Source organism: Streptomyces sp. NPDC014991, from assembly GCF_043080665.1.
In the GTDB taxonomy this organism is placed as follows: Bacteria; Actinomycetota; Actinomycetes; order Streptomycetales; family Streptomycetaceae; genus Streptomyces.
On record NZ_JBIBVY010000003.1, the window covers coordinates 327,817 to 338,356 of the forward strand.

14 protein-coding genes and 1 pseudogene are annotated in these 10,540 nt (G+C 74.5%); 8 read left to right on the forward strand and 7 right to left on the reverse strand.

The window, feature by feature from the left end; all coding sequences use genetic code 11:
* Positions 1–35: 35 nt before the first annotated feature.
* Both ACF1BE_RS07805 and ACF1BE_RS07810 read left to right on the forward strand, forming a co-directional pair.
* Positions 36–305 carry a hypothetical protein gene (locus tag ACF1BE_RS07805; protein ID WP_392198073.1) on the forward strand — a complete coding sequence of 90 codons (270 nt, stop codon included), beginning with the start codon at positions 36–38 and terminating at the stop codon, positions 303–305.
* Between the two features lie 102 nt (positions 306–407).
* Positions 408–761, forward strand: coding sequence for a DUF6479 family protein (locus tag ACF1BE_RS07810; RefSeq protein WP_392198232.1), 354 nt, complete (start codon positions 408–410; stop codon positions 759–761).
* 317 nt (positions 762–1,078) lie between these two features.
* Here the strand turns inward: ACF1BE_RS07810 and ACF1BE_RS07815 are convergent, their stop codons facing one another.
* From ACF1BE_RS07815 to ACF1BE_RS07825, 3 genes are all read right to left on the reverse strand, one after another.
* Entirely contained in the window at positions 1,079–1,663 is a 585-nt protein-coding gene (locus ACF1BE_RS07815) for a hydrolase (RefSeq protein ID WP_392198074.1), read from the reverse strand.
* 420 nt (positions 1,664–2,083) lie between these two features.
* On the reverse strand, positions 2,084–2,521 hold the full coding sequence (locus ACF1BE_RS07820) for a MarR family winged helix-turn-helix transcriptional regulator (protein WP_392198075.1): 438 nt from the start codon (positions 2,519–2,521) through the stop codon (positions 2,084–2,086).
* A 63-nt stretch (positions 2,522–2,584) separates the two neighbouring features.
* Positions 2,585–2,773 carry a hypothetical protein gene (locus ACF1BE_RS07825; RefSeq protein ID WP_392198076.1) on the reverse strand — a complete coding sequence of 63 codons (189 nt, stop codon included), beginning with the start codon at positions 2,771–2,773 and terminating at the stop codon, positions 2,585–2,587.
* Positions 2,774–2,956: 183 nt separating this feature from the next.
* Between ACF1BE_RS07825 and ACF1BE_RS07830 the strand changes: the two genes are divergently transcribed.
* The 3 genes from ACF1BE_RS07830 (at position 2,957) to ACF1BE_RS07840 (ending at position 5,159) form a co-directional block, all read left to right on the forward strand.
* On the forward strand, positions 2,957–3,967 hold the full coding sequence (locus tag ACF1BE_RS07830; RefSeq protein ID WP_392198077.1) for an SDR family oxidoreductase: 1,011 nt from the start codon (positions 2,957–2,959) through the stop codon (positions 3,965–3,967).
* 9 nt (positions 3,968–3,976) lie between these two features.
* Complete coding sequence (locus ACF1BE_RS07835; protein ID WP_392198078.1) at positions 3,977–4,477, forward strand: metallophosphoesterase family protein; 501 nt, start codon at positions 3,977–3,979, stop codon at positions 4,475–4,477.
* A gap of 67 nt (positions 4,478–4,544) precedes the next feature.
* Complete coding sequence (locus ACF1BE_RS07840) at positions 4,545–5,159, forward strand: GNAT family N-acetyltransferase (protein ID WP_392198079.1); 615 nt, start codon at positions 4,545–4,547, stop codon at positions 5,157–5,159.
* A gap of 253 nt (positions 5,160–5,412) precedes the next feature.
* On the opposite strand, the gene ACF1BE_RS07845 is transcribed toward ACF1BE_RS07840, so the two are convergent.
* On the reverse strand, positions 5,413–6,666 hold the full coding sequence (locus ACF1BE_RS07845) for a YncE family protein (RefSeq protein ID WP_392198080.1): 1,254 nt from the start codon (positions 6,664–6,666) through the stop codon (positions 5,413–5,415).
* A 144-nt stretch (positions 6,667–6,810) separates the two neighbouring features.
* Here ACF1BE_RS07845 and ACF1BE_RS07850 point away from each other — a divergent pair, with 144 nt between their 5' ends.
* Both ACF1BE_RS07850 and ACF1BE_RS07855 read left to right on the forward strand, forming a co-directional pair.
* Positions 6,811–7,473, forward strand: a complete 663-nt coding sequence (locus ACF1BE_RS07850) for a TetR/AcrR family transcriptional regulator (protein WP_392198081.1) — start codon at positions 6,811–6,813, stop codon at positions 7,471–7,473.
* A 97-nt stretch (positions 7,474–7,570) separates the two neighbouring features.
* The gene (locus ACF1BE_RS07855; protein WP_392198082.1) at positions 7,571–8,596 is read left to right on the forward strand and encodes an alcohol dehydrogenase; all 1,026 of its coding nucleotides are present in this window, start codon (positions 7,571–7,573) and stop codon (positions 8,594–8,596) included.
* A gap of 45 nt (positions 8,597–8,641) precedes the next feature.
* Here the strand turns inward: ACF1BE_RS07855 and ACF1BE_RS07860 are convergent, their stop codons facing one another.
* The 3 genes and pseudogenes from ACF1BE_RS07860 to ACF1BE_RS07870 all read right to left on the reverse strand — a co-directional run bounded on the left by ACF1BE_RS07860 (position 8,642) and on the right by ACF1BE_RS07870 (position 9,920).
* Positions 8,642–8,869 (reverse strand): hypothetical protein, encoded by a 228-nt coding sequence (locus ACF1BE_RS07860; RefSeq protein ID WP_392198241.1) that lies wholly within the window; start codon positions 8,867–8,869, stop codon positions 8,642–8,644.
* Between the two features lie 7 nt (positions 8,870–8,876).
* A pseudogene (locus ACF1BE_RS07865) lies at positions 8,877–9,306 on the reverse strand (tetrahydrofolate dehydrogenase/cyclohydrolase catalytic domain-containing protein); the annotation flags it as partial.
* A gap of 248 nt (positions 9,307–9,554) precedes the next feature.
* A complete protein-coding gene (locus tag ACF1BE_RS07870) occupies positions 9,555–9,920 on the reverse strand; it encodes a nuclear transport factor 2 family protein (RefSeq protein WP_392198083.1) in 366 nt (121 codons plus the stop codon).
* 170 nt (positions 9,921–10,090) lie between these two features.
* On the opposite strand from ACF1BE_RS07870, the gene ACF1BE_RS07875 reads away from it, so the two are divergent.
* Positions 10,091–10,393, forward strand: coding sequence for a hypothetical protein (locus ACF1BE_RS07875; RefSeq protein ID WP_392198084.1), 303 nt, complete (start codon positions 10,091–10,093; stop codon positions 10,391–10,393).
* Positions 10,394–10,540: the final 147 nt, after the last annotated feature.

Sequence of the window (10,540 nt, forward strand, 5' to 3'; positions counted from 1 at the left end):
GCGCGCTCCGCGACCCTTGCCTAGGGTCGGTTGGTGTGGCACACACCTTTGAGGAACTGGTGCAGAAGCAGTGCGCGGCCGACGCGGCCCGCGCCATGGTCGCGGAACTGCGGGACGCCTACGGCCCGCCGGCCGAGCGGGGGATGACGGGCGTCCAGTCGGGCACCTACGAAACCGCCCTGCGCGCCTGGCGGGATCTGGCGCGCGAGGTGCAGACCGCGGTCAGCGAGTACGCCAAGGATACGGGCCGGCCGCGCCGTGAGATCGAGGCGGAGGTGGAGCAGGCGGCGGCGGAGCGTACCTGACCCCGCCGGGCGGTGCGCGGTGCGGGGAGCCGACCGGCTGACCGGTGCCGGTCCGCGCATTCCGCGCGTCTCGCCGGGTACCCGCCGTCCATGAACACTGCCATGTACGAAGCAGCCTCGGGCCCTCAGGTCTTCGGGTACATCCTCATCCTCGTCGCCGGGGTGGCCGTGGTGGCGGGCATCATCTGGGCCTTCCGGATGGGCGCCAAGGTGCGCGAGCGCGAGCCGGCACCGCCGCGCCCCGACGAGCAGCCGAAGATGCCGCCGTCCGGGCCGGTCCACGAGACCCGGGAGGTCCGCGAGCCCGACGAGGTGCCCCGCTCCGAGGGCGGCGAACGGCTCACCCCGCACCAGCTCGGCAACTCCGGCACCCGGCGTGCCGACGACCAGAGCCGCTCGCGCTGGTCGTCCGGTTCCAGCGGATCGTTCGGCGGCGGTGGCGGTGGCCGGACCTGAGCCGGCGCCGGGCCCGCCGGTGTTTGCGCGCTGCCCCGTCCGGGGACCCGGTCGGGTACGCGACGCACCCGGGCCCGGGCGGGTCCGGCGGACCGGTCCCGCGAGCGGAGACGAGTGAGAAACCGGCCGTAGCCGACGCGGAGACGGGCTGGGCGACCGCCCACCGCCGACGGGAGCGGGGCGTGCGCACCTGCCGCCCCGCCGTCCTGGACCGGACCTCGGCCCAGCCGGTGGGCGCGGACACCGAGGACAACATCGTGCGCGGCGAGGACTGAACCCCGGCCCCCTCGACCCCGGACGCGCCCCGGGACGGTGGGTCAGGCGCGGGTCCTGTCGAGCAGTTCGAGGATCTCGGCGCTCGTGCCGCTCTCGCCGAGCCGCGGGAAGATCCGCTCCACGCTGTTCTCGTGCGCGCCCGGGTCGGCGTCGGCCATGGCGTCCGTGGCGAGCGTGACGTGGTAACCGTGGGCGTAGGCGTCCCGGGCGGTCGACTCGACGCCGATGCTGGTGGCGATGCCGGCCAGCACGATCTGGGTGATGCCCCGCCGGCGCAGCTGGACGTCCAGGTCGGTGCCGTGGAAGGCGCTCCAGTTGTGCTTGGTGACCCGGATGTCCCCGGGGTGCCCGGACAGCTCGTCGACGACGAGGTCCCAGCCCTCCGGGAAGGCGAGGCCGCGCGGCTGGTGCTCGGTGCGGCCGGGGACGGCGTCCGCCCAGTCGGCCGCGAAGGAGACCCGGACCAGGACCACGGGCAGCCCGTGGGCGCGGAAGGCGTCGGCGAGTCCGGCCGTGCGGGAGACGACGTCGGCGCCCGGGTAGGGCTGGGTGGGCATGGCCACGATGCCGTTCTGGAGGTCGATCGCGACGAGGGCGGTACGGGGGTCGAGCGTGGTGAGCGACATGGGTCGGTCAGGCCTTTCGGAGGTGGGGGAGGCGAGCCGGCCGAGGGAACGGCCGGGCAGGGTCGTCACCGGCAGCAGTGCTGGTCCGGTGGGCATGAACAGGGCCGGGCCGTGCAGCCCGGCCCGTGTCGGCGCGGTGCGGGTGGAACGCCGCGGTGGCGGCGGACGCGCTGAGCGCGCCGAGGTGCGGGAAGGCCGGCGGGCCGGCCGGCGGTGGTCGCCGGACGGAGCGCGGGGACCGGCCACGCCGTCCGCGCCGGCGGGGCCCCGAGGGCGACGCCGATCGTACCGGCGCCACGGCGATCTTCGAGGAGCTGACGGGGTTCAGGACCGATCCCAGGACCAGCGGCGCGAACGGCCGCCGGCGGTCGACTCCGGCGGGGGAGCCGGTGGTCCGGGCGCGGGCGCTGGGCCTCGGTGTCACGGCCGTGACAGTCGTTCCATCAGCTCCAGCGCGGTGAGGACCGTCTGCCGCTCCTCCTCGGTGTAGCGGTCCTGGAAGGCGCGGGCGAGCCACTCCTCCCGCACCTGCCTGTTGCCCTCGACACGGGCCCGGCCGGTGTCGGTCAGGGTGACCAGCTGGCGGCGCCCGTCGTCGGGGTCGGGGGCGCGGCGGACCAGCCCGTGCTGCTCCAGGGCGGCCAGCGTGGTGGCCATGGACTGCGGGCGCACCCCCTCGGCGGCGGCGAGCGCGCTGGCCGTGGCCGCGCCGTGCTTGCCGGCCAGGGTGAGCGCCGACTCCTGGGAGGGACTGAGGTCGGCGTCCCGCGCCACCTCGCGGATGCGGCGCCGCAGCCTGCTGAAGACCACGCGCAGGTCACGTGCGGCCCGGGCGGCGGAATCGGAGATGTCGACCATGACGCCAGGCTAGGACCGACAGGACCAACTGTCCAGTCCCAGCTGTTCAGTCTTACCTGTCTATTACCCGGGTGCTCGCCCGTCCGGACAGGGCGGCACATCGGCGAACCCAGGGAGCACGGACACCCGCCTGGCCGGGCCGGGTTCGACCACGCAGGCGCGCCCCTCCGGGCCGACGCCCGGCAGCTCGGTGCAGTACTTGCTCCAGTCGATCACCACGGCGGTGTTGGTGGTCCGCGAGCACGTCCGCATCGGACGGACCCTGTTCGACGGGGTCCTCGGCCCCGGCGGCGGCAGGTCACCCCGGGAGCCGGCGGGCCACCCGGACTGGGCCTGGCCCTGGTCGAGGAGGGGGCGGCACCCTACCGGGTGGAGTGACGGGCCCCTCGCCGGGGAACCCCTGCCGGCAGACACCCGTCGAAAGAGGAGAGGACCATGCCCCCCACCGTCGTCATCACGGGTGCCAGCGCCGGCATCGGCCGTGCCACCGCCCGCCTGTACGCCCGGCGCGGCGCCGACGTCGTCCTGGTCGCGCGCGGTGAGGGCGGCCTGAAGGAGGCGGCCGACGAGGTCGCCGCGCTCGGCGGGCGGCCTCTGGTGCAGGTGGCCGACGTCGCCGACCCGGCGCAGCTGGAGGCCGCCGCCGACGCCGCGGAGAAGGCGCTCGGCCCCATCGACGTGTGGATCAACTGCGCGTTCTCCACCGTGTTCGCGCCGTTCGCGGAGATCACCGCCGAGGAGTTCGAGCGGGTCACCGACGTGACCTACCTCGGCTTCGTCAACGGCACCCGCACGGCCCTGAAGCGCATGCTGCCCCGCGACAGGGGCACGATCGTGCAGGTCGGCTCCGCGCTCGGGGAGCGCTCGATCCCGCTGCAGTCGGCGTACTGCGGCGCCAAGCACGCCATCAACGGCTTCACGTCCGCCCTGCGCACGGAACTGCTGCACCGGGGCAGCAACGTGCACGTCACCGTCGCCCAGATGCCCGCCGTGAACACACCCCAGTTCCAGTGGGTACGCTCCCGGCTGCCCCGGCACCCCATGCCGGTCGCGCCGATCTACCAGCCCGAGGTCGCCGCGCGGAGCGTGCTGTACGCGGCCGAGCACCCGCGCCGCAAGCAGTACTACGTCGGCGCCTCCACCGCCGCCACCATCTGGGCCAACCGGCTCGTCCCGGCCCTGCTCGACCGTTACCTGGCCCGCACCGGCTTCGACTCCCAGCAGACCGACCGCATCCCGCCCGCCGGCCTGGACAACCTCTTCGAGCCGGTGGACCGTGAGCGCGCCGACGACCGGGGCGCCCACGGCGCCTTCGACGACAGCTCCCACGCCCGCTCGTGGCAGGAGACCCTGGTCCGGCACCCGGCCGCCACCGTCCTCGGCGCGGGTGCCGTCCTGCTCGGTACCGTGCGCGGCTTCCGCCGTCTCACCGCGCGACCCGCCTAGGCCGACGACGTGCGCCTCCTCATCATGTCCGACACGCACCTGCCCAAGCGGGCCAAGCGGCTCCCGGAGCCGCTGCTCGCCGAACTCCCGCACGCGGACGTCGTCCTGCACGCCGGCGACTGGGTCGACGCCGCCACCCTCGACCTGCTGGAGAGCCGCAGCCGCCGGCTGATCGGCGTGTACGGCAACAACGACGGCCCGGACCTGCGCGCCCGGCTGCCCGAGGTGGCCCGCGCCGAGCTGGGCGGGCTGCGCTTCGCCGTCGTGCACGAGACCGGCCCCGCCCAGGGCCGCGAGGCCCGCTGCGCCGCCCGCTTCCCCGGCGTGGACGTCCTGGTCTTCGGGCACAGTCACATCCCCTGGGACACCACCGCCCCCGGCGGCCTGCGCCTCCTCAACCCCGGCTCCCCGACCGACCGCCGCCGCCAACCGCACTGCACCTACCTCACGGCGACGGTCACGGACGCAACCCTGACCGAGGTCACCCTGCACCGGCTTCCCCCGCGATGACCGAGGCCACCACGGTCTGCCCCGCGGCCCGGTGAGGGCGCCGGGCCGCCCGTGCGAGGATGCCGGGATGATCGACACTGCCGGCAGGTCCGACGTCGTCCCGGCGGGCCGCATGGCCGGCCGCGGCCAGCCCGTGCTCGGACTGTCCGCCGGCCTGGAGCTGCGCCCCTGGCGGGCGGACGACGCCGGGGCGCTGCTGTGCGCCGCACGGGATCCGGCGATCCGGCAGTGGAACCTGTTCACCGTCGCCGACCCCGCGGACGCCCGTACCCGGATCGCCCGCATGCACGAGCGGTGGCGGGCCGAGACCGGTGCCGTGTGGGCCGTCGCCCCGCCCGACGGCCCGGCCGCCGGTCTCATCGGCCTGAACGACGTCGACCTCGCGGGCGGCGCCGCCGAGATCGTCTACTGGCTGCTGCCGGAGGCCCGCGGCGCCGGGGTCGCCGTGCGGGCCACCCGCCGGCTCGCCCGGTGGGCCCTGGACGACCTGGGCCTGCACCGGCTGCGGCTGTGCCACTCCACGGCCAACCCCGCGTCCTGCCGGGTGGCCCACAAGGCCGGTTTCACCTACGAGGGCACCCAGCGCAGCGCCCTGCTGCACGCCGACGGCTGGCACGACCAGCACCTGCACGCGCGCGTGGCCGGCGACCCGGACCAGTGCGCCGGTACGGTCCCCGGCTGAGCCGTCCCCGGCCACCGGGCGCGCCGGCTCACCCGGCCGTTCTGGTCGTCGTCCGCGGGTTCCTGACGGTGGCGGGCGTGCCGCCCGCCACCCCTGCCGGCTCCCTCTGGTTCGACGGCGCGGCCCTGTCCGAGCCGGCCGCGTGGGCGGCGGCACGGTTCCGACGCACGGCGAGGTGGCCTCCGGGTGAGTGGGGCATCCCGGAGGCCACCGCCTGAGAACCACCGCCCGAGCGCTCGGGACCGATGGCCGGTCAACTGCCGCCGGTGCCTGTCCAGTCGGTCCGGACGTGGCCCAGGCGGACGCGCTGCGGGTGGTCGCCGACCGGGACCGACGTCACCTTCCTGCCGGTGGCGAAGTCGATCGCCGTCACCTGGTCCGCGCCGCTCTCGGAGACGATGCAGTCGTTGCCGTCACCGCTGACCGTCGCCCAGTACGGCTTGGACGCCGCCACCAGCGGGCCCTCCTGGAGAGTGGCGCGGTCGACCACGGTCGCGTAGTCGTCCATGGTGCCCGCGACGCACAGCTTGGTGCCCGCCGGGTTCATCGAGATGCCGTGGTGCCGCGAGTCGTTGACCCAGGTCGTGCGGTCCTCGCTGGTCGCCGGGTTCTTCGGCAGGGCCTTCACCCGGGTGATCCTGTCGGTGGCGAGGTCGTACTCCAGGAAGCCGTTGAAGAACGACACCTGGAAGTACAGTTCGGACTCGTCGGGGGAGAAGACCGCCGGGCGCACCGCGTCGGAGAAGTCCTTCAGCCCGAACGCGTCCAGCCGCTGGCGCATGTCGACGACCTTGACCTGCTTGTACGTCGTCGCGTCCACGACCGTGATGTGCCGGTCGCCCTTCGTCCAGTCCCAGCCGGGGTCGTCCAGCGCCGTGTTGACGTCGCCGATGGCCATGTTCCAGATGTACCTGCCGTCCCGGGTGAAGACGTTCTCGTGCGGCTTGTCGCCGGTGGCGAAGGAGCCGAGCTGCCTGCCGGTGGTGATGTCCAGTACGTGCACGGTGTTCGCGGTGGAGGCGGAGACGGCGACCCGGGTGCCGTCCGGGGAGACCGCCATGTGGTCGGCCCGGTAACCCGAGACGGGGAAGCGCCAGTTGACCTTGCCGGTGGCCAGGTCGATCGAGACGACGTCCGCGAAACTGGGCCGGGACACCACGACCGACCTGCCGTCCGGGGTGGAGTACATGTCGTCGGCGTACTGGTCGTGGCCCTCGCCGACGCTGTTGCGGATCGCCTGGAAGTAGATCCACTTGATGGGGTCGGCGTTGATCTCCTTCATCCGCGCGTCCTTGTCGGGGATGACGTCGACGCGGCCGACCTTTCCGAAGTCGCCGGTGGACCTGATGACGTCGGCGGTGCCGTCCCAGTTGTTGCCGACGAACAGCACCTCGCGCAGGTTGTCGGGGGCGGCGGGTGCCGCGGAGGCGGCGGTCGCGGGGCCGGCCGCGGCCAGGACGAGGGCGGCGGCCACGGAGCACAGGTGCCTGGTTCTCGAAGCAGGCATGACGGCTCTCTTTCCTCGGGTGGGGGAATCTGAACACGCACGCTTTCACAGTCAACTTACTGAAAAGTAAGGACGGGATCGCCTTCTCGACAAGAGGTGTGCACGACAAGATTGCGTGAGCGGTGGGATGACGGAGGTGGACACGTGGAGGGCAGGCTCAGGGCGCCGACGGGACGCTACGGCGGCCGGTCCGCCGAGGAGCGGCAGGCCGAACGCCGCCGCCGGTTCCTCGACGCGGCGCTGCGGCTGTTCGGCGGCACCCCCGGCTACCGGGGGACGACGGTCGCCGCGCTGAGCCAGGCCGCCGGCCTGTCCACGCGCCAGTTCTACGAGGAGTTCCGCAGCCTGGAGGACGTCCTCGCCGCCCTGCACCTCCAGGTCAACGGCTGGGCCGAACAGGCCGTCCTCGACGCCCTGGCCACCGCCGAGGGCCTGCCGCTGGCCGAGCGCGCCACCACGCTCTTCCGGGCCTATGCCCGCGGCGTCACCTGCGACCCGCACCGCGTCCGCATCACCTTCGTGGAGATCGTCGGCGTCAGCCCCCGCCTGGAGGAGCAGCGGCTGGCCCGCCGGGCCCGCTGGATCGACCTCATCCGCGCCGAGGCGGACGCGGCCGTGGCCCGCGGGGAGGCGGCACCCCGCGACTACCGCCTCGCTGCCACCGCCTTCATCGGCAGCGTCAACGGCCTGCTGCACGACTGGACCGCCGGCTGGGTGGACGCCACCCTCGACGAGATGGTGGACGAGCTGGTCCGGCTGCTGCTGGGCATGCTCCGGCCGGAGGACTGGCGGCCCCGCGACACGTGACGCGCGGCGGCCGTTACCCAGCCGGTTCGGCGCGCGGGATCGGCCCGGAGCTGGTGTGCTGGTGCGGGGGGCCGTCGCACGTTCTCCGGAGGGACGCATGAGTACCTACCGAGTCGCGCAGGTGACCACCGAGGGCGGCGCGTTCGAGCTGACCGAGCGGGAGGTCCCGCAGCCGGGCCCGGGCCAGGTGCGGATCGCCGTCGAGGCGTGCGGCATCTGTCACAGCGACGCCTTCTTCGTGACCGGCGGACTGCCGGGCATCACGTTCCCCGAGGTCCCGGGGCACGAGATCGCCGGGCGGATCGAAGCGCTCGGCGAGGGCACGCGTAACCGGGGATGGCAGGCCGGCGACCGGGTCGCGGTCGGCTGGTTCGGCGGCAGCTGCGGCCACTGCCGGGCCTGCCGCCGAGGTGACTTCATCCTCTGCGCCGAGCTCGCGGTCCCCGGCTGGGCCTACGACGGCGGCTTCGCCGAGCAGGTCGTCGCACCCGTCGACGCCCTGGCCCGGATTCCCGACGCGCTCGCGGCGAGCGACGCCGGGCCCATGGCCTGCGCGGGCGTCACCACGTACAACGGGCTGCGGCGCAGCTCCGCCCGGCCGGGGGACCTGGTCGCCGTTCTCGGCGTCGGCGGCCTCGGCCACCTCGGCGTGCAGTACGCGGTCGCGATGGGCTTCGAGACCGTGGCCATCGCCCGCGGCGCGGAGAAAGCCGGCTTCGTCGGGCAGCTGGGCGCCCACCACTACGTCGACAGCACCGCCGGGACCCCGGTGGCCGAGGCGCTCCAGTCCCTCGGCGGGGCGCAGGTCGTCCTGGCCACCGCCGGCAACTCCGAGGCCATCACGGCCACCGTGGACGGACTCGCGCCGCGCGGCGAGCTGGTGGTCATCGGCGCCACCCCCGAGCCGCTCGGCATCAGCCCGGTCCAGCTGATCGGAGCCGGCCGTGTCATCCGCGGACACCCCTCCGGCACCGCCCAGGACGTCGAGGACACCATGGCGTTCAGCGCCCTGCACGGCATCCGCCCGATGACCGAGACGGTGCCGCTGGAGCAGGCCGGGGAGGCGTACGACCGCATGCTCTCCGGCGCCGCGCGGTTCCGGATGGTCCTGACCATGCGGTGACCGCGGGGCGGGGCCGTCCGCGGCTCTGCGCGGTGGCGGCCGGCGTCAGCAGGACCGGAGCCGCCGACGCCGCGCAGCCGGCACGCAGCAGGCCGGCAGCCGCCCGCGCAGCGCCCCGTACCGGACCGCCTCGTACGCTCCTCGCGGCTCCTCCGCCCGCTCGGCCGTGCGGAGCCACGAGAGCCGGACCGGCGTCAGGTACTCCGCCTCGAACTGCCGCTCCACGTCGCCACGTCGGGTGTCGGTGAGCCAGCTGTGGCCCGCGTCGGTCACGACCGCCCTGGCCGAGGACCGCGCCGCGGCCCACCACCACGGCCCGCTTCAAGGCCGGGCCGACACCGTACTCGTCCAGCAGCCGCAGAATGCCGCCGGGCGTGCGGGAGACGAATCCCGTCGGGCCGGAGCCCATCGTGGCCAACGAGGCGAGGACGACACCGTGGACGTCCTTCTCCCGTGGCGATCGCCTCGAACACGGCCCGCTCGTCGACGTGGTCACCCACCGCGTGCCGGAGCAGGACTCCCCGCACCCCCGGCTCCGCCGACAGCGCGCGCAACTCCGCCACGAGTCCGGCAGTGGTCGTGGCGGCGGGCAGCGCGACGTGGCGGGACTGCGCGCCGGCCTCACGGCAGCGGTTCCGCTTCACGCGGACGCACGTCACGGACGCCGGGTCCGCGCCGACCGGCACGGTCGCGAGGCACGGCGCGGTGCCGGGAGCGGTCCGTGACGGTTGCCGCGTGCCTGGGCGAAAGAGCCGATCCCGGCCCGGCAGCGGGCAGCATGACCCGGGCCCGTCTCCTGGACGGCACCGCACTCGCCCGCCGCATCGGCGGGGAGGCCGCGCAGACCGGGCTCGTCGAACGCACCGTCTCCGGACCCGCTCACCGGGTCCGGGCCGGCCGGGAGGCGGCCCGGATTCGCGCGGTCCTCCTCGGGATGCCTGCCGTTCCCGGCCGGGTCCTACTCGTCCCAGGCCTGGACGATGAGCTGATCGGCGATCTTGCCGTCCCGCAGGGTGACCATCGACTCGGAGAGGACGCGGGTGCCGTCCGCGTACTCGCAGGCCTCGCTGTAGGCGGCGTGGTCACCCTCCACGACGCACCGTTCCAGCTTGTGCGTCATGTCGCGGCTGTAGACGTCGTCCAGCAACTCGGCGATCTGGCCCCGGCCGTGCAGGACCGTGGGGCTGCTGGGCTGGTGATTGTGGTCGACGATGCGGATCTCCGCGTCGTCCGTGTAGAGCGACAGAAGGGTGTTGCCGGTATTCCCTTCTATGGCCCGGCGCAGTGTGTCGGAGTCGAACGAGGACCCCGTCGCGGTGCCCATGGTGACCTCCTTCAGGCGCCCGCGGCCCGACGAGGGGCGGGCCGCACGGACCCCACCTCCGAGACTCCTCCGCCCGGACGGTCACGGCAAGCGCAGCGGCCGTGTCCGCCTCACGGGTGAGCGCGGGCCGCCGCCCGTGTCCGGCCGGGGCCTGCCCCGTTGGTGAGGGCATGATCTCAACACGACGTATCGCCGCCGCCGTCGGTCTCGCCGCCGGAATCGCCGGTCTCGCCCTGCCGTCGGCGAACGCGGCCGACGCCGGCTCACCGCTCGCCGGGAAGCTCGGCGCGCTCTCCACGCCGGACTCGCTCGCCGACGCCGGCATCCCCGCACCGGAGCAGGACCGGGGGCCAGGGGTCACCGACCAGATGCAGGGACTGAAGCACCTCCGGGACCTGGAGCAGCTCAACCGGGTGGGGCAGGTCCTCGCCCCCGCCGCTCCCGTGCTCGGCCTGGTCGCCGCCATCCAGTGAGCCTGCCCCGGCGCGGGGGGGGGGCCCCCCCCCCGGGGGGGCCCCCCCCCCCCGGGGCCCCCCCGGCGCCCCCCCCCCCCCCCCCCCCGAAGACGCACACCACCCCCCCCGCCCCCACCAACAGGTGGGCGGCCCAAACCCCCCCCC